We start from the raw sequence: 18,325 nt of genomic DNA on the forward strand, positions 1-18,325 counted from the left end.
CGAGGAGGCGAACAGAGATGAGCGCTCCCCACAGCCTCGCCCACGGCGTGGACCCGGCCGTCCCGGGCACGCTGCACGCCCGCACCATCATGGGCGGCATCAGGGTCGCGCCACGCCCGGGCCGCCATGTCCGCTTCGGCCGCGACCAGCGCCCGAACGTCGACCTGCGGGTGGGCGCGGACGACCAGTCGGTGAGCCGCCTGCACGCCGAGGTGACGTACGAGGACAGCCGGTGGTGGCTGCGCAACCTGGGCCAGCAGCTCGTCCGCCTGCCGCGCGGCCAGCTGATGCACAGCTCCACCGACCCCGTCCCGCTGGCGCCGGGCTACACCCCGCTGTTCATCAGGGGCTCCGGCTACCGCCAGCACCTGGTGGAGCTCTACGTCACGGGCGCCTACGGCGACATCCAGGCCGACCTGCACGCGGCCGCGACCACCCCGCCGAAGATCTGGGGCCTCAGCGAGACGGAACGCCTGCTCCTGGTGGTGCTGGGCGAGCGCTACCTGCTGTACGAGGAGGCTCCGCGCCCGTTGACGTACAACCAGGCCGAGGCCCGGCTGGCCTACCTGCGGCCCGGGGAGAAATGGCGGGCGGGCATCGTCGAGGACCGGATCGAGGCCGTGCGGCACCGCCTCCACGCCGCCGGCTTCCCGTACCCGCTGCGCCACGACCGGTCGGAAGGCCGCCCGTACGACAACAACCTCCTGCACAACCTCCTCAGAGGCCTGGTGGAATCGACCACCCTCGTCCCCCCGGACCTGGACCTCCTGGAGACCCCATGAAACGATCTGGCCCTGTGATCCGGGCGCCCCGTATCGTCGCCGCATGACCACTGTGCTCTGCGTACCGCAATGGCAAGGCTCGGCGTCCGGCAGCGCGCCGCGGCTGATGGCCGGGGCCCGCCGCGCCGCCGCGCTCGTCCCGGCCGACGCGGTGGTGACCGTGCCGGTGCTCGAGGCCGACGGGGACAGGGCCGCCGGGGTTCGCGCGTACGACGTGCTCGTGGAGAACCAGCGGCTGACGCGCGAGGCACTGGCCGGCATCGACGACCGGGTGATCACCGTCGGCGGCGACTGCGCGGTCGACATCGCGCCGATCGACGCCGCCCACGCCCGCTACGGGGACGCTGTGACGGTGCTGTGGATCGACGCGCACCCGGACGTCTACAGCCCGCAGACCCTGCCGTCGGGCGCCTTCCACGGGATGGTGGTGCGCGCGCTGCTCGGGGACGGCCCGACCGGCCTCACGCCGGAGCATCCGCTGCGACCGCACCAGTTGATCATCGCCGGGGAGCGGGCGGGCGACGTGTCCGAGCACGAGTACCTCGAGAAGACCGGCCTGCGCAGGTACGGCGTGAACGACCTGGAGCGCGTGCTCGACGATCTGCGGGGCCCCGTGTACGTACACGTCGACCTCGACGTCCTGGAGCCCACCGCCTTCGGCTCGACCTGCTACCCGGAGCCGGACGGCGTGCGGCCGCAGCGGCTGATCGACCTCGTCTCCCAGGTGGACGACGTCGTCGGGGCAGCCATCACCGAACACGCGCCGTCCGGCGACGACGCCGACCCCGGCGAGGCCGAGGTGATCCGCCGCCTGGGCACCGCGCTGACGCGCTGACGAACACGATCGGTCAGGCGAAGTAGTTGCTGCTGATATGCGGAGACAGCAAGGCCTACGAGGAGATGCCGGCCGACCCCGGGCTCCTGGACGACTGCAAGGCCAGGGGCGACAAGCTGATCCAGAGCGGTGGCCTGGAGCCTCCGGCGGACGCCACGACGGTCCGGGTACGTGACGGCGAGGTCCTCCTCACCGACGGCCCCTTCGTCGAGTCCAAGGAGGTCGTGGCCGGGTTCAGCCTGATCGAGTGCGCTTCCCGCGAGGAGGCCGTCGAGGCCGCCCCTACGCATCCCGTGGCCCGCCACGGCACGATCGAGCTGCGAGCCGTGCAGCCTTGACCGTCGAGGCGACGATCGAGGGCCTGTTCCGGGAGGAATGGGGCCAGATCGTCGCGACGCTCATCCGGGTGACCGGTGACTGGGACCTGGCGGAGGAGTGCGCAGGACGCCTTCGCGCCAGGCGCTCCAGCGGTGGCCGGCGGACGGGATCCCACCGGGACCGGGCGCCTGGCTCACCACAACCGCCCGCGACAAGGCGATCGACCGGCTCCGCCGCGCCGCCGTGGGCACCGCCAAACTGCGGGAGCTGGCCGCCCGCCCCGTCCCGCCCGCGGCCGATCCGGAGCTCGGGGACGATCGGCTACGGCTGATGTTCACGTGCTGCGTTGTGGCATTTGACCGAGGAACGCTGGACCAGAGAACGGCCGAGCGATGTGCGGGACATCATGGAGCTGGCTGCCAGTGAGGACGGGCGCCATGTGTATGCGCTGGGCAGCGCGGTGGGGCGGCTCAGCCGGTGACGGCCATGGCTCAAAGGGCTCAGTGTCGCCGGACGCCACCGAGCATGACGCCCGGGCCGCCCACCTCCCCTGAGCCACGTCACGGCCGACGCCCGGAACGCCGCCCCGCGCCACCACGGGGTCCGGGCGGATGAACCGCTTCCCCTTCCCAGGTGCCGTACCCGTACGGGCTGGACGCCGTGCGGGCACGGCAGCATGACAGAGGCCAGGCCACCGGTCACACCGACCACGAAGGCGATTCACACGACGTTGGCCTGTCCGGGCGCACGCGGCAGCCGTGACACTTCAAGGCCGCCGGCGATCAGGACCACCTCGGCGACGACGATCAGCCGGTAGCCCCTCGCGCTCGGCGGTCAGGATGGCTGGACTTCGTCGAAGACGGCGAGGGCTTCGGCGGGGTCCGGGCTCACGAGGCGTTCCAGACCGGCCGTCGTGATCTCCGCCCACCTGCCGGCCCGTGCCCACATCTGTTCCTCGAAGGCGCGGACGGCCTCGTCCAGATCGCCAGGGCCGGGGGCGGCGACGACGGACTCGGCGAGTTCGGCGCCTTCCAGCATCGCGAGGTTCGCGCCTGCCCCCAATGGGGGCATCAGGTGGGCGGCGTCGCCCAGGAGCGTCACCCCGGGGACGTGGGCCCAGGTGTGGGACACGGGCAGGACGTAGAGGGGGCGGTGGACGAAGGCGGTGCCGTGGCGGAGGAGGTCGAGGACGGGAGCGGCCCAGCCGTCGAACATGGCCAGCAGGCTTGATCGCACGGCCTCGACGTCAGCCAGGTCCAGGCCTGCGTCCAGGCCCATATGCCGGTCCACGTTCGTGTGCCAGTCCAGCGGCGCGCGGAACCGGGCGTACACCTTGACGTGGCCGCCGCTGTTGCGCTGGGCGACGAGGGAGCGGTTCACGCCGTACACAGCCATGGAACCGTCGCCGACCAGCCGGGCGAGGTCGGGGTGGCGGGTGTCGACGTCGTCCAGGGAGGTCTCGACCGAGGTGATGCCGGTGTAGTGCGGCGTCGCGGACGAGACTGCCGGGCGGACCCGGGACCAGGCGCCGTCCGCGCCGACCACGAGGTCGAACGTCTCCTGCCGCCCGTCCGCGAAATGGACCAGCACGCCATCCCGGGTCTCCGGCACCACCTCGGTCACGCCCCGCCCCCACTGAACGTCCAGGGAGCCGAGCAGCAGGTCACGGAGTTGCCCACGGTCGATCTCGGGATTGGCCAGGTCCCCCGGACGGGGTTGCCAGTCGCGGAGGACGGTCCCGTCCGTGTCCAGGATGCGCATGGCCTGCCCCTCGGGACGGGACAGCGCCTGGAACTCCGCCAGCAGTCCCGCCTTGCTCATCGCGAGCTGGCCCAGCCCTTCGTGCAGGTCCAGCATGCCGCCCGGGGGACGGGCGTCGGGGGCGGGATCGCGTTCGAGGACGGTGACGGGGTGATCGTGGCGGTGCAGGACGCGGGCGAAGGTAAGGCCGGCAGGGCCGCCCCCAATCACAGCGATACGGTGTCTCATGGCGATATACTGTATTTATCTTTTACGGTGTATCGCAACAGTACGATGTAACCCATGACTGTGTGGGACCGGCCGGAGCCGCCGACTCGCCCCGCGCCGCTCGACCGGGAGCGGATCGTTGCCGCCGCCGTCGCGCTGGCCGACGAGGGCGGGCTGGAGGCGGTGTCGTTGCGCAAGGTAGCCGCCCGGCTGGACGTCGGCCCGATGCGGCTGTACGGATACATCTCCACCAAAGAGGAGCTGTTCGACCTCATGGTGGACGAGGTCTACGCCGAGATCCTCCCCGAGGAGCCGCCCGGCGACTGGCGGGAGGTGCTGCGCATCCGCGCCCACCTCACCAGGCAGGCCACCCTCCGCCACGAATGGCTGGCCGACCTGCTCGGCGGCCGTCCGACCCTGGGCCCGAACGCCCTCGCCGTGACCGAGGCCACGCTGGCCGCCCTCGACGGCCTCGCCGACCTCGACACCGTCATGCGCGCCGTGGAGACCGTCAGCGCCTACTTCACCGGCGCGCTCAGGCGCGAGATCGCGAACCTGCGGGCCGAGCGCGCCACGGGCCTGTCCAAGCGCGACTGGCAGCGCGCCTCCGGCCCGCATGTGAGGAGGATGCTGGCCACGGGCCGCTTCCCGGCGCTGTCCAAGGCCGTGCACGACGGCACGGAGGTGGACGCCGAGGTGTCCTTCGCGACCGGGCTGGACTGGGTCCTCGACGCCGTGGCTGCCAAACTCACCCGGCCGCCGGCGTGACGCTCAGGACTTCCTGGTGACATCCGTGGCACCGCGAGCTCGCGAAATGGCCAACTGCTCCTTGGTCGATCGCTGCGCGGCCCACGACACATCCTTGTGAAACGTGGCTCTCGCCCCCGGGGCTCGGGGCGGGATCCAGCAGGCCCACCCGGTGACCACGCAACGGGCGGGTGCTGGCGAGCGAAGCGAGCGGTCCAGCGGGCCCACCCGGTGACCACGCAACGGGTGGGGTGCCGGCGAGCGGGTCCACCCGGCAACCAGGTCACGCGGGTGGAGGTTAGCGGGTGTCGGAGTCTGAGTCGGTCAGGGCGGCGCGGCCGGCTTCCAGGCGGGCTATCGGGATGCGGAACGGGGAGCAGGAGACGTAGTCCAGGCCCACATCGTGGCAGAAGTGGACGGAGTCGGGGTCGCCGCCGTGTTCGCCGCAGATGCCCAGGTGCAGGTCCGGGCGGGTCGAGCGGCCCTCCTCGACCGCGATCTTGATCAGGCGTCCGACGCCCTCCCGGTCCAGGGTCTCGAACGGGGATACGCCGAAGATGCCCAGGTCGAGGTAGCGGGAGAAGAACGCCGACTCCACGTCGTCCCGCGAGAAGCCCCAGGCCATCTGGGTCAGGTCGTTGGTGCCGAAGGAAAAGAACTCCGCCGCCTCCGCGATCTGGGCCGCGGTCAGGGCCGCCCGAGGGACTTCGATCATGGTGCCGATCAGGGCCTCCACGCCGCTCTCCGCGAGAATCTTCGCCGCCTCCTCGCGTACCGACTCCAGCTCCTGTACGGCCGCCACCAGCGGGATCATGATCTCCGGCCGCGCGCCCGGCACCTCCTTGGCCGCCTGGGCGATGGCCCTCACCTGCATGGCGAACAGGCCCGGGATCACCAGGCCGAGGCGGACGCCGCGGAGGCCGAGCATCGGGTTCTGCTCGTGGAGGCGCTTCACCGCCGCCAGGAGCTTGCGGTCCTTGTCCGTGGCCTCGTCCGTGGCGACCTTGACCGACAGATCCACGATGTCGGGAAGGAACTCGTGGAGCGGCGGGTCGATCAACCGAATTGTGACGGGATTTCCGTCCATAGCCCGAAATATCTCGGTGAAGTCGGCCTTCTGGAGCGGCTCCAGCGCGTCCAGGGCCGTCTGGCGGGCCTCGTCCGTCGACGCCAGGACCAGGTCCTCCACGAGCTGCCTGCGCTCGCCCAGGAACATGTGCTCCGTCCGGCACAGCCCGATCCCCTGCCCCCCGAACCGGCGGGCCCGCGCCGCGTCGTCCGGGGTGTCCGCGTTCGCCCGCACGCCCAGCCGCCGGACCGAGTCCGCGTGGCGCATGATCCGGTCCACGGCCTTGACCAGCTCGTCCTCCGGCTCGGCACCCTCGAAGTACTCGACCACGGCCGAGTCCACGACCGGCACCTCGCCCAGGTAGATCTCCCCGGACGTTCCATCGATCGAGATGACGTCGCCCTCCGACACCACCACCCCGCCGGGCGCGGTGAAGCGGCCTTCGCGCGTCGAGACCTCCAGCTCCTCGGCCCCGCACACGCACGTCTTCCCCATGCCCCTGGCCACCACGGCGGCGTGCGAGGTCTTGCCGCCCCTGCTGGTCAGGATGCCCTTGGCGGCGATCATGCCGGCCAGGTCGTCGGGGTTGGTCTCGCGGCGGACGAGGATGACGTCCTCACCCCGCTCCGACAGCTCCACGGCCCGCGCGGAGGTGAAGACGACCTTGCCCACGGCCGCGCCGGGCGAGGCGTTCATACCCTTGGCGATCCTCTTCTTGTCCGCGCCGCCGTCGAAGCGGGGGAACATGAGCTGCGCCAGCTGGTCGCCGGTGACGCGGGTGACGGCCTCGTCGATCGTGATCAGGCCCTGGTCCACGAGCTGGGTGGCGATGCAGAACGCGGCCGCCGCCGTGCGCTTGCCGACCCGCGTCTGCAGCATCCACAGCTTGCCGCGCTCGATCGTGAACTCGATGTCGCACAGGTCCCGGTAGTGGTTCTCGAGGGTCTCCATGATCCCGAGCAGCTCGTCGTACGAGCGCTTGTCGATGCGCTCGAGCTCCTCCAGCGGGATCGTGTTGCGGATGCCGGCCACCACGTCCTCGCCCTGGGCGTTCTGCAGGTAGTCGCCGTAGATGCCCTGCCTGCCGGTCCCCGGGTCGCGGGTGAAGGCGACGCCGGTGCCGGAGTCGTTGCCGACGTTGCCGAAGACCATGGCCACGATGTTCACGGCGGTGCCGAGGTCGGCGGGGATGCGTTCCTGGCGGCGGTAGAGGATGGCCCGGGGAGCGTTCCAGGAGTCGAAGACCGCCATGACGGCCAGGCGCATCTGCTCGCGCGGGTCGGTGGGGAAGTCCTTGCCGGTCTGCTCGTGGACGATGCCCTTGAACGTCTCCACGAGCCCCTGCAACTCGCCCGCGTCGAGGTCGGTGTCCTGGCGCTTGCCCTTCAGCGCGTCGAGCGCGTGCTCGAACAGGTCGCCGTCGATCCCGAGCACCGTCTTGCCGAACATCTGGATGAGCCGCCGGTACGAGTCCCACGCGAAGCGGTCGTTGCCGCCCGCCTGCTTGGCCAGGCCGTGCACCGACTCGTCGTTGAGCCCGATGTTGAGAACGGTCTCCATCATGCCCGGCATGGAGAACTTCGCCCCGGAGCGCACGCTCACCAGCAGCGGGTCGTCGGCCTGCCCGAGCCGCCGGCCCATCTGCTTCTCGAGCGCGTCGAGGTGCGCGGCGACCTCCCGCTCGAGGCCGTCCGGTACGACGCCCGCCGCCAGGTAGTGACGGCAGGCGTCGGTGGTGATCGTGAATCCGGGGGGAACGGGGAGCCCGAGGTTGGTCATTTCGGCAAGGTTCGCTCCCTTGCCGCCGAGAAGATCCTTGAGATTCCTGTTGCCCTCGGTGAAGTCGTAAACGTACTTGGCCACCACACGCTCCAATCAACGCCTCTGCCCGGACTCTACCGGCGAAATTGATGATGAAACTGCACTCCTCGGATAAGTCATCGTTTGTGCTGGTCAAGGCCCCATCAAAGGTCTAATCCAATTATAGTTCTAGAAGGTCGGAAATTGGATTAGACCAATTGGTTTAAACCAATTCTTGAGAAAGGTGGCGTATGGGTGCAGAATCGGATCACACCCCCACCAGGAGGCCCCCATGGCCACTCCTACCAAGCCCAAGCGACGCGCCCGTATCATCGCGGGAACCGCAAAAACGGCCGTCGATTCGGCGATCTACCTCGATGATCGCCTGCCCTTCGCCCGCTGGCTCCGCCCCCAGCTGCGCAAGCTGTTCCCGAGCCACTGGTCGTTCCTGCTGGGCGAGCTGGCGCTCTACTCGTTCGCGCTGCTGGTGCTGACGGGCACGTTCCTCACGCTGTTCTACAAGCCCAACCCCGACGTGGCCTTCGCGTCCGCGACGGAGATCAGCCTGGACGTGCGGGGCGGGCTGCTGATGCGGCAGCTCCACCACTGGTCGGCGACGGTGTTCGTGCTGGCGATCGTGGCCCACCTGTGCCGCGTCTTCTTCACCGGCGCGTTCCGGCGGCCGCGCGAGCTGACGTGGATGCTCGGGGTGGTGCTGTTCGGGCTGGTGCTGTTCGAGTCGTTCCTGGGCGTCTCGCTGCCCGGCGACCAGCTCGCGATGGCCGGGCTGCGGCAGGCTCAGGGGCTGCTGCTGTCGATCCCGGTGGTGGGCACGTACCTGTCGGCGTTCGCCTTCGACGGCGAGTTCCCCGGGCAGGTCCTGCCGCGCGTCTTCGTCACGCACGTGCTGCTGGTGCCGGGGATCCTGATGGCGGTGGTGCCGCTGCACGCGCTGATCCTCACCTGGCGGCAGAAGCACACCGAGCGTCGCCGGGCCCCAGCAGATGCGGAAGGCCGGGTCAGCGGCGGCCCGTTCTTCCCCTACTTCGCGGTCAAGAACGGCGCGACGGCGCTGTTCACGATGGGGGCCATCGCGGCGCTGGCCACGTTCGTCCGGGTCAACCCGGTGTGGGAGCACGGCGCGTACAGCGCGGGCGGTTACGTCCCGTCGGCGCAGCCGTTCTGGTACTTCGGGGTGCTGGACGGCGCGCAGCGGCTCGTCCCGCCGTGGGAGATCACGGTCGGCGGGTACGTCCTGCAGCCCGGGCTCTGGATTCCGCCGCTGATCCTGACGGTCTTCTTCGGGATCCTGCTGCTCTATCCGTTCCTCGAGCGGCGTTTCACCGGCGACGGCGACCATCACCACCTGCTCGACCGGCCCTCGCAGGCTCCGGTGCGCACGGCGCTGGGCATCGCGGTCATCGCGTTCTTCACCGTGTTGTGGGCGGGAACGTGGTTCTCGGAGGCGGCACCGCCGATGCACTCCGCGCCGGGCTTCCCGCAGCCGCCCCAAGCCCCGCACGCGCTGCTCACCGTGCCGCACGACACCTACGCGATGATCGTGCTCGGGCTGCGGGTGGCCGTGTTCGTGGTGCCGGTGCCGGCGTTCCTGGTCACCCGGGCGGTCTGCCGCAGGCGCGCCGGCTAGAGAGGGTTGTGATCGGGCGGCGCGCCGGGGACACCGTCCCGCGGCGGCAGCCAGAGCACGAACGTGGCCCCCTCCCCCAGCCGCGAGAACACCGCCACCCGCCCTCCGTGCGACTCCACGATCTGGCGGACGATGGCCAGGCCGAGGCCCGTGTGGCGGTCGCGGCGGCTGGACTCGCCGCGCCAGAACCGGTCGAACACCCGCGCCTGGTCGGCCGCCTCGATCCCGGGGCCGTCGTCGCGGACCGCCACCCACAGCCAGCCCTCGGACCTGCCCGCCGCGACCCGGATCGCCCCGCCGGGCGGCGAGAGGCGCACGGCGTTGGAGAGCAGGTTCGCCACGGCGCGGCGCAGCGCGTCGGCGTCGCCGGTCGCCTCCAGGCCCGATCCCAGCTCCCGGGTGAGCGTCAGGTCGCGGGCGGCGGCCGGGGCCGCGTACTCCTCGCACGCCTCGCCCACCATCCTGGCCAGGTCGAGGTCGGCGTCGGCGAACGCGCCGCCCTGCCGCCTGGCGCTGGCCAGCAGGTCCTCGACGAGCCTGGTCATGCGGGTGGTGGCGCGGTCCACGATGGCCACGGCCCTGGCCCGCTCCTCGTCGCTGGCCTCAGGGGCGGCGAGCACGGCGTCCACGTTCGCCCGGATGATCGTCAGCGGGCTGCGCAGCTCGTGGGAGGCGTCGTCGATGAGCTGGCGCTGCGCCCTGAACGCCTCCTCCAGCCGGTCCAGCATGGTGTCGATGGTGTCGGCCAGGTCCTTGAGCTCGTCGCGCGGCCCGTTCAGCTTGATGCGCCGCTTGAGGTCGGTGGCCTGGATCTCCTCCGTCGTACGCGTGATCGACCTGACCGGCCGCAGCACGCGGCCCGCCAGCACCCAGCCGATGCCCAGGCTGGCGACGTAGAGGCCGGCCAGCGTGATCAGCGAATAGTCGCGCAGCGTGGCCATCGTCCGGACGTTGACCGCGTTCTCGACCTCCTCGACGAAGACCACCTCGCGCTTGCCGAGGAAGGTGGTGCCGCTGTAGGTCTTGGCGAACTCCGTCGTGATCGGGCGCTGGTCGGTGGTCTTGGAGACGGCGAAGTAGGTGCCGCCGAGCACGAGCGCGGCCAGCACGAAGAGCAGTCCCGAGTAGAGGACCGTGAGCCGGAAGCGGATGGTGTGGATCACGCCGGTTCCCTGAGCCGGTAGCCCCGGCTGATCACGGTCTCGATCAGGCCCTCTTCCTGCAGCTTGCGGCGCAGGTTGCCGACCGTGACGCGCACGGTGCTGGTGAACGGGTCGGCGTGCTCGTCCCAGACGTGTTCCAGCAGTTCCTCGGAGGAGACCACGTATCCGGGGCGGCGCATGAGGTAGTGCAGCACCCCGTACTCCTTGGGGGTGAGCGCCAGCGACCTGCCGTGCAGCGACACCTCCAGCCTGGCGGTGTCGATCCGCAGCCCGCCCACCTCCAGCACCGACGTGCCGGCGCCGGAGTCCCTGCGCAGCAGGGCCCGCACCCGCGCCAGCAGCTCGGGGAACGCGAACGGCTTGACCAGGTAGTCGTCGGCCCCCTCGTCGAGCCCGCGTACCCGGTCGTCCAGGCGGTCGCGGGCGGTCACCATGATGATCCGCGCGCCCTGCCCGGCCGCGCGCACGCTGCGGCACAGCTGGAACCCGTCCCCGCCGGGCAGGTTGAGGTCGAGCAGGACCAGATCGTACGAGTTCACCTGCAACTTCTCATGCGCGGAAGGCGCGTCGTAGGCGACGTCCACCGCGTATCCCGCACGGACGAGGCCGACGCGCAACGCGTCGACCAGGTCCTCCTCGTCTTCCACCACAAGCAGTCGCATGCCCCGCACCCTAGTTTCGGATGATTCGTTCCGCGATCGGCGCCGCCCGGTCGATGGGGATGGCGAACCCGATGCCGATATTGCCGCCACCCCGCCCGGACGCGATCGCCGTGTTCACCCCGACGACCTCACCCCGGGCGTTGACCAGCGGGCCGCCCGAGTTGCCGGGGTTGATGGACGCGTCCGTCTGCACGGCCGTACGGCGTGCCGAGCCCAACCGTACCTCCCGGTCCAGAGCGCTCACGATGCCGGCGGTGACCGTGCCCGACAGGCCCAGCGGGGAGCCGATCGCGAGCACCTGGTCGCCGACGGCCAGATCTCCGGACCTGCCGAGCGTGGCGGGCGTGAGCTCCCGGGGATAGTCCACCTCCAGCACGGCCAGGTCCTCGTCGTCGTCCTCGCCGATCACGCGGGCGCTGATCCGGCGGCCGTCGTTCAGCACGACGGTCGCCCGGTCGCTGCCCCTGATCACGTGGGCGTTGGTGAGGATGTGGCCGCGGCCGTCCACCACGAACCCCGAGCCGCCCCCGCCGCCCGTCTCCACCGAGACCACGCTGGGCAGCACCCGGGCCGCCGTCGCGCTCAGCCCGCTGAGGCCGGCCGACGGCGCGGGCGCCACCCTGGGGAGGGCGGCGGCGGGGGCCGGCTCGGACCCTTCGGAGAGCCGCGCCCCCGCCGCACCCCCAGCGATGCCCGCCGCCGCCCCGGTGAGCGCCGCGACGAGCGCGGCGGCCACCAGCAGACGTCCCTTGGGCGGCGCCCCCTTCTGCGGCGGATCCTGCGGCACGGTGGCCACGACGGTCGGGGTGACGAACTCCGGCCCGCGCGGGCTGCCCAGCCCTCTCATGGCAGCCTCGAGAACCACAACATCGACGTCACCGCCGCGATCAGCGCGAAGGCCATCCCCGCCGCCACGAACCACATCCATACCTCCTGCCGCTCGGTCCGGTAGCCGACCGACGTGCCGATGTCCTCGTAGACCGCCTGCAGCTCGTCGCCGCTGGCCGCCTCGTAGAAGCCGCCGCCGGCCGCCTCGGCCAGCCCGCGCAGCGCCGGGGCGTCCACCGGCACCGGGATCTCGCGTCCCGAGATGTCGATCGTGCCGTCCGCCGTGCCGTACGCGATGGTCGTGACCGGCACGCCCCTCCCGGAGGCCGCCGCGGCCGCGTCACCGACCGTGCGGCCCGTGGTGTTGGAGCCGTCGGACAGCAGCACGATGTGCGCGGGCGGCCTCTCCTCCTGCGAGTCGAGCGCGGCGATGGCGTCCAGCGAGGAGTAGACCGCCTCGCCGATGGCAGTGCCTGAGGCGGTGCTGAGCCGGTCGAGCGCGCTCAGCACCGCCTGCCGGTCCGTGGTCGGCGGCACGGCGACGGACGCCGACGAGGAGAACGACACCAGGCCCAGGTTGAACCGCTCGGGCAGGCCCGCCACGAACTGCCTGGCCGCCTGCTTGGCCGCCTCGAACCGGTTGGGCTGGACATCGGTGGCGCTCATGGACGCCGACACGTCGAACGCCACCATGATCGTCGCCCGCTCCCTCGGCACCCGCACCTCGGCCGTCGGCCGGGCGAAACCGATCACGAGCAGCGCGAACATCAGCAGCAGCGCCGCCGCCGGAACGTGCCTGCGCCAGCCCGGCCGCCTCGGGGCGACCTTGTCGAGCAGGTCGAGGTTGGTGAACCTGACGGCGTACGCGGTCCTGCTCCGCAAGGCCATGACCACGTACGCCAGGGCCAGCGCGGCCACGGGGACGAGCAGCAGCAACCACAGGGGCGCGATCAGCGTCACGCCGCATCACCTCCTCCCCCGGCGGGGCGCGCCAGGACGGCCAGGCGGCGCTGCCTCATGACGTGCCGGACCAGGTCGCGCACCCAGTCCCGGTCCGTGCGCAACCGCAGATGGGTCGCCCCGGCCCGGCGCAGCGCCTGCGCGACGGCATCGCGCTGCTCCGCCGCCGCCTCCGCGTACCTGCGGCGCAGCCGCGCGCTCCCCGTGGCGACCTCGCGCCGCCGCCCCTTCTCCGGGTCGACCAGCGTCAGGATCCCGACGTCGGGCAGCGTCAGCTCGCGCGGGTCGAGCACCTCCACGGCCAGCACCTGGTGCCTGGCGGTGAGCTTGCGCAGCGGCAGCTCCCAGGTCTCGGGCGCGTCGAGGAAGTCTGACACGACCACGACCAGGCCGCGGCGCCGTACCACCCGGCCGAGCTGGTCGGCGGCCACGCCCAGCAGCGGCTCGGCCACCCCGGGCGGGGTGCGGGGCAGCGCGAACGCCGCCTGCAGCAGCGCCATCAGATGCGGCCGGCCCGTCCTGGCGGGCAGCGTCCTGACGCCGCCGCCGTGCAGCAGGTGGGTGCCGATCCGGTTGCCGGTCCGCTGGGTGAGGAAGCCGACCGCCGCCAGCGCCGACACGGCCAGCTCCCGCTTCTCCATGGCCGCGGTGCCGAAGTCCATGCTGGCGGTGGCGTCGAGCAGCGCCCAGATCTCCAGCTCGCGGTCGGCGACCAGGTCCCGGACATGGGGCTCGTTGGTGCGGGCGGTGACGTTCCAGTCCATCCGCCGCACGTCGTCGCCCGCCTGGTACGGCCGGGTCTCCGCCGGCTCGCTCCCCGGCCCCGGGACCAGTCCCAGATGCTCCCCCTGCAGCAGTCCATCCAGTCTCCTGGTGATCGTCAGCTCGAGCCGGCGCAGCGCGGGCTCGGCCATCAGGTACGGCCTCATGCCACGGCTTCGTTCAGCTGTGACTGCTGTTGGGGGGCGATGATGGGCAGCGGTACGGCCGCCAGCACCCGGTCCACGATCTGCCTGGGCGCCACCCCGTCGGCCAGCGCGTCGAAGGAGAGCACGAGCCGGTGCGCCATGACGTCGTGCGCCAGGTCGCGCACGTCCTCCGGCAGCACGTAGTCGCGCCCCCGCATCAGGGCCAGCGCCCGCCCGGCCGCCAGCAGGCCGAGCGTGGCCCTGGGGCTCGCCCCGAACGCCAGCAGCCGGCGCACGTCCTCCGCCCCGAACCGGTCGGGATCGCGGGTGGCGTAGACGAGGCGGACGGCGTACTCGGCCACGGCGTGGTGCACGAAGACCTCCTCGGCCCGCCGCTGGAGCGCGACGACCTGAGCGGGGTCCAGCACGGCGTGCGGGACGGGCGGGTCCACGCTCATGCGGTAGACGATCGCCAGCTCCTCCGACTCGCTGGGATAGTCCACGTCGATCTTCATGAGGAAGCGGTCCCGCTGCGCCTCGGGCAGGTGGTAGACGCCCTCGGACTCGATCGGGTTCTGGGTGGCCAGCACCAGGAACGGCCTCGGCACCTCGTGCGAGACCCCGCCGATGCTGACCTGCCGCTCGGCCATGATCTCCAGCAGCGCCGACTGCACCTTCGCGGGGGCCCGGTTGATCTCGTCGGCGAGCAGCAGGTTGACCATGACCGGGCCGAGCTCGATGTCGAAGGTCTCGGTCGACGGCCGGTAGATCCTGGTCCCGACGATGTCGGCGGGCACCAGGTCGGGTGTGAACTGGATGCGGGCGAACGTGCCGCCGACCACGGTGGCCATGGTCTCGGCGGCCAGCGTCTTGGCGATGCCGGGCACGCCTTCCAGCAGGCAGTGGCCCTTGGCGAGCACCGCCACGAGCAGCCGCTCGACCATGCGGTCCTGACCCACGATCACCCGCTTGACCTCGAACAACGCCCGTTCGAGCAGCGCGGGGTCGGTCATGGCTGAACCACCGAGTGGTAGCAGTCGTCCACGACCACCCGCAGCTCCAGCGCGGACGGATCGGGATCGGCGAACGCGGCGCTTCCCGTCATGAGCACGGCGCCCGCTGCCAGCAGCACAAGAGCGAAACGTGATGTACGCATAGGACGCATGTCATCAAGCGACCGCGAAAACCCGCGTAACCCCCGTCTTTACATGATCTTTCGGTCCCCACCGCGAAAAAGGACGGCCACCCGCAACCGGGTGGCCGTCCGTCAGGAGGAGATCAGCCGATCAGGTACTTCATCACCTTCTTGATCGTCGCGTTCCGCTCGTTGTCGTTGGCGAGCTGCTCCAGCCCGAACCCCAGCAGCACCGTGTCCTTGGTGGAGACGGCGGCCGTGGTGTCCGCCTGCGCGCGGGCGAAGTCGCCGCCGCCGGTGGGGCTGCCCGCCGGCGGACCGGGCATGGCCCAGGGGCCGAGGCCGGTCTCGAAGCCCTCGGAGTCGAGGGTGCCGCCGGTGGTGGTGACCCGCGTGTCGTCCACGAACACGCCGACGCCGCCCGTGCTCGGGTCGGTCACGTAGCTGATCGACACCTCGACCTGCTGGCCCGCGTAGGCGGACAGGTCGAAGGCGACCTGCTTCCAGCCGCCGGAGTCACCGGTGAACCGGTTCCAGGAGCCGCTGGTGCCGCTGGCCGTGCAGGGGTTGCCGCCGGTCAGGTAGTGCCCCAGCCACGGGTGCTCGCCCAGGTAGAAGCCGGCCTCGCACTCCGACGGCACGGCGCTGTCGGTGCCGCCGTTGAGGTCGGGCAGCGTGGTCCAGTTGTCCTGGCCGACCGTGTGGGCCTCGACGATGACGTTGTCATAGCCGGGCTCGGTGTCGAAGGACAGCTGGAAGCCCAGCCTCGGCTGCTGCGCCGCCGTCACGGTTGCCAGGTTGACCGTCCTGGTCAGCCGCATGTACGAGTCGTCCGCGTGCGGCCCCCTGACGTACCACTGGCCCTCGATCGGGTCGAACGGACCACCCGCGCCGAGCGTGTAGCCGGCCGCCGGAGTGCCCGTGAACCTCGGCAGGTCCGTGCCCATGGGCTGCAGCACCCCCGCCTCGTCCAGCGGGTTGTCCACCGTGGCCGGACCGCCGAACGTGCCGCCCGTCCCGGCCAGCGGGCCCTTGCCGGCGAAGCCGGTCGGGGAGTTGCGGGCGATGCGCCCGCCGACGCCCATGTAGTACTGGGTGAAGTCGTCGGCCAGCAGCAGGCACTCGTCGAACAGGCCCTGGATCGTGGTGACCACGCAGTCGCCGTCCGGGTCGCCGTCGATGCCGTAGTAGATGCCTCCGACGATCGTGTCGAGAATGCCGTAGTACGCGGCCGTCTCGCCGGTGTAGAGGAGCTTGCCCCCTTCGTTGAGGTAGTCGCGGATGGAGACGGTCAGGTCCTGCTGCGACCGCTTGACGTCCGCGTCGGGCAGGTCGCCGAGCGGGGTCACGGTGACCAGGTCCTGCTGGTCCATCGACAGCCGGTTGTCGCCCAGCTCCCACACGACGCCCTTGAAGTGCGACAGCACGCCCAGGTGGTCCGGCACGCCCTGCGCGTCCACGTCCCAGGTCTCGGAGGCGTACCCGGCGGCCTGGAGGGCCTTCTTGTACGTCGTGGTGTGCTTGGGCGCCGTCACCGAGGGCGGGTAGTCCGGGTTGAAGCCGGTGTAGTCCTCGTTGGCGACGATCAGGACCTTGGCCGCGGAGTCCTTGGCCAGGGTGTAGGTGAAGTGCGAGCTGGAGACGAGCCCGGTGCCCTGCTTGAAGCCCTGGAACCAGACCTCGACCTTGTCGCCCGGTTTCGCGCCGCTCACGGTGCCGCGGTACTCGGCGAAGAACAGGTCGTTCTCGTCGCCGTACCGCTTGCCGCCCTGCCATTCCGACAGCGGCCTGGTCTGCGCCGGGCCGCCGTTGACGCGGAAGCGCAGCACCTTGCCCAGCAGCGACCGGCGGGCGGTGACCGCCACCGGCTGCGGGTCGCCGTACGAGACGCTGAAGGAGTCCGGCGCGAAGTCGGGCACCGTGCGCCCGACCACGGAGACCGGGGTGTCCGGCGTGTGCACGGTCTTGGCCGCGGCCAGCGCCAGCGGGACGTTCTTGAGGAACTCGTCCTGGATCAGCGCCTCGCTGTCGGGGAAGGTGAAGCCCTGCCCGCCGGCGCAGTCGTCGAGCGTCCACTCGTCGTTGGGGTTCCGCTCGACGGCGTCCTCGCAGGTGGACATCTCCGGCGTGATGGACATGACCTTCCGCACGTTGGTCATGTGCCCGTCCAGCTCGCCGTTGGTGGTGTAGAGCTCCGCTCCGATGTCGGGGTCGTAGCCGGGTACGGCCGGGTGGGCGTCGTCGCCGAGCATGGCCTCGAAGATCAGGTCGTCGGGCGATCGCGTGGCCTGCTGCCAGCCGACCCCGTACAGGAGCAGCATGGCGGCGGAGTGGTAGTTCAGCAGGTACGTGAAGTGCACCCGCTTGGTCAGGTTGTCCAGCGCCACGGTCTCCGGCTCCGACTGCGCCGACTTGCCGCGGTAGGTCTGGCTGGCGAGGATGTTCGACGAGCCCTCGTTGTCGTAGCCCCACTTGTAGGCGAAGTTGCGGTTGAGGTCGACGCCGTCGGCGCTGGTGAGCTGGCCGTCGCCGTCGTTGTCCCGCAGGTTCTTGCGCCACAGCCGGTTGTCGGGGGTGAAGGTGTAGTCGTAGCCGTCGGGGTTGGCCACCGGCATGAACCACAGCTCGGTGGTGTTCACGAGCTTGGTGAGCTCGGCGTTGCCGCCGTAGCCGTCGAGGAAGTGGTGCAGCAGCCGCCGCACCATCTCGGGTGTGATCCACTCGCGGGCGTGCTGGGCGGCCATGTACAGCATGGCCGGGCGCTTGCCGTCGGCGAGCTTGCGGGCGTCCTTGGTCACCTTGATCGCGGTGATCGGCGTGCCGTTGAGGCTGTTGCCGAGGTTGACGACCTTGGCGATGCCGGGCTTGGCGTCGGCCGCGGCGATGATCTCCTCGCGGATGCCGCCGGCGCCCGCGTATTTCTTGAACACCCCGTCGCCCTTCTGTGCCAGCCGCGCCTTGTCGGCGGTCTGGGCCTTCAGGGTGACGCCCTGCTTGGCGAGCGTGCCGGCCAGCGCGGCGGCGAGGACCACCTCGATGGTGACCTTGCCGTTCGCCCGCTTGACGATCCGCATCTCCTCGCGGTCCACACCGGCCGCGACGAGCTTGGCCACCTGGTCCGCGGTGAGCTCGCCGGTGTAGACGAACACGCCGTCGGGGCCCGGAGCGGGCTTGGGCACCGCCGACGCGGGCGGGATGGTGAACGAACCGAGTAACAGGAGAGTGCCGGCGAACATGATTAACGCGCGCTTCATCGCGCCTCCGAGAAATCAGCCCCCGAATGGCTGCTAGGGATGCCCGCAATGTCCGTGTCTGCCATGGGGCTTGTCAATCAAGACGGCCACATGTGGTCAAATTTCGAACTATGTAATCCAGGGCACGTCCGGATTCGTAGGGAGGCCCCATCCGCCGGTCAAGCTTGCGCGCGTCACGGTGGCGCGGCGGTGAGGCGGAGAAGCGTCACCCTGGAGGGCCCTCGGCCCGGTGCGGCGGGTGGGGCCCA

General features: G+C 70.9%; 15 protein-coding genes. 5 read left to right on the plus strand and 10 right to left on the minus strand.

Annotation, left to right across the window (positions count from 1 at the left end; genetic code table 11):
• Positions 1 to 17: 17 nt before the first annotated feature.
• Genes ACWEPL_RS06560 through ACWEPL_RS06570 form a run of 3 tightly spaced genes read left to right on the plus strand, consistent with a single transcriptional unit; the run spans position 18 to position 1,955 of the window.
• The gene (locus tag ACWEPL_RS06560; protein WP_452435400.1) at positions 18 to 782 is read left to right on the plus strand and encodes an FHA domain-containing protein; all 765 of its coding nucleotides are present in this window, start codon (positions 18 to 20) and stop codon (positions 780 to 782) included.
• A 43-nt stretch (positions 783 to 825) separates the two neighbouring features.
• Positions 826 to 1,617, plus strand: a complete 792-nt coding sequence (locus tag ACWEPL_RS06565; RefSeq protein ID WP_452435401.1) for an arginase family protein — start codon at positions 826 to 828, stop codon at positions 1,615 to 1,617.
• Positions 1,618 to 1,643: 26 nt separating this feature from the next.
• The gene (locus ACWEPL_RS06570; protein WP_452435402.1) at positions 1,644 to 1,955 is read left to right on the plus strand and encodes a YciI family protein; all 312 of its coding nucleotides are present in this window, start codon (positions 1,644 to 1,646) and stop codon (positions 1,953 to 1,955) included.
• A gap of 814 nt (positions 1,956 to 2,769) precedes the next feature.
• Here ACWEPL_RS06570 and ACWEPL_RS06575 read toward each other — a convergent pair.
• Complete coding sequence (locus ACWEPL_RS06575) at positions 2,770 to 3,924, minus strand: FAD-dependent oxidoreductase (RefSeq protein WP_452435403.1); 1,155 nt, start codon at positions 3,922 to 3,924, stop codon at positions 2,770 to 2,772.
• Between the two features lie 54 nt (positions 3,925 to 3,978).
• Between ACWEPL_RS06575 and ACWEPL_RS06580 the strand changes: the two genes are divergently transcribed.
• Positions 3,979 to 4,671 carry a TetR/AcrR family transcriptional regulator gene (locus ACWEPL_RS06580; RefSeq protein WP_452435404.1) on the plus strand — a complete coding sequence of 231 codons (693 nt, stop codon included), beginning with the start codon at positions 3,979 to 3,981 and terminating at the stop codon, positions 4,669 to 4,671.
• 277 nt (positions 4,672 to 4,948) lie between these two features.
• On the opposite strand, the gene ppdK is transcribed toward ACWEPL_RS06580, so the two are convergent.
• A complete protein-coding gene (gene ppdK / locus ACWEPL_RS06585) occupies positions 4,949 to 7,582 on the minus strand; it encodes a pyruvate, phosphate dikinase (protein WP_363967305.1) in 2,634 nt (877 codons plus the stop codon).
• A gap of 229 nt (positions 7,583 to 7,811) precedes the next feature.
• Between ppdK and ACWEPL_RS06590 the strand changes: the two genes are divergently transcribed.
• Positions 7,812 to 9,167, plus strand: coding sequence for a cytochrome b (locus ACWEPL_RS06590; RefSeq protein ID WP_363967306.1), 1,356 nt, complete (start codon positions 7,812 to 7,814; stop codon positions 9,165 to 9,167).
• On the opposite strand, the gene ACWEPL_RS06595 is transcribed toward ACWEPL_RS06590, so the two are convergent.
• The 8 genes from ACWEPL_RS06595 to ACWEPL_RS06630 form a co-directional block, all read right to left on the minus strand.
• On the minus strand, positions 9,164 to 10,330 hold the full coding sequence (locus tag ACWEPL_RS06595; protein WP_363967308.1) for a HAMP domain-containing sensor histidine kinase: 1,167 nt from the start codon (positions 10,328 to 10,330) through the stop codon (positions 9,164 to 9,166). The two genes, ACWEPL_RS06590 and ACWEPL_RS06595, sit on opposite strands and share 4 nt — an antisense overlap.
• Positions 10,327 to 10,992, minus strand: coding sequence for a response regulator transcription factor (locus tag ACWEPL_RS06600; protein WP_363967309.1), 666 nt, complete (start codon positions 10,990 to 10,992; stop codon positions 10,327 to 10,329). Before ACWEPL_RS06600 ends, ACWEPL_RS06595 begins: the two co-directional genes overlap by 4 nt.
• A 10-nt stretch (positions 10,993 to 11,002) precedes the next feature.
• A complete protein-coding gene (locus ACWEPL_RS06605) occupies positions 11,003 to 11,857 on the minus strand; it encodes a S1C family serine protease (protein WP_452435405.1) in 855 nt (284 codons plus the stop codon).
• Positions 11,836 to 12,780, minus strand: coding sequence for a VWA domain-containing protein (locus ACWEPL_RS06610; RefSeq protein WP_363967313.1), 945 nt, complete (start codon positions 12,778 to 12,780; stop codon positions 11,836 to 11,838). Before ACWEPL_RS06610 ends, ACWEPL_RS06605 begins: the two co-directional genes overlap by 22 nt.
• Complete coding sequence (locus ACWEPL_RS06615) at positions 12,777 to 13,709, minus strand: DUF58 domain-containing protein (protein WP_452435406.1); 933 nt, start codon at positions 13,707 to 13,709, stop codon at positions 12,777 to 12,779. The genes ACWEPL_RS06610 and ACWEPL_RS06615 overlap by 4 nt, the downstream gene beginning before the upstream one ends.
• Positions 13,706 to 14,701 carry an AAA family ATPase gene (locus tag ACWEPL_RS06620; protein ID WP_452435407.1) on the minus strand — a complete coding sequence of 332 codons (996 nt, stop codon included), beginning with the start codon at positions 14,699 to 14,701 and terminating at the stop codon, positions 13,706 to 13,708. Before ACWEPL_RS06620 ends, ACWEPL_RS06615 begins: the two co-directional genes overlap by 4 nt.
• Complete coding sequence (locus ACWEPL_RS06625) at positions 14,698 to 14,844, minus strand: hypothetical protein (RefSeq protein ID WP_350725105.1); 147 nt, start codon at positions 14,842 to 14,844, stop codon at positions 14,698 to 14,700. The genes ACWEPL_RS06620 and ACWEPL_RS06625 overlap by 4 nt, the downstream gene beginning before the upstream one ends.
• A gap of 122 nt (positions 14,845 to 14,966) precedes the next feature.
• Positions 14,967 to 18,077 (minus strand): M14 family zinc carboxypeptidase, encoded by a 3,111-nt coding sequence (locus ACWEPL_RS06630; RefSeq protein WP_452435408.1) that lies wholly within the window; start codon positions 18,075 to 18,077, stop codon positions 14,967 to 14,969.
• Between the last annotated feature and the right edge of the window lie 248 nt (positions 18,078 to 18,325).

The organism is Nonomuraea sp. NPDC004186, from assembly GCF_053603495.1.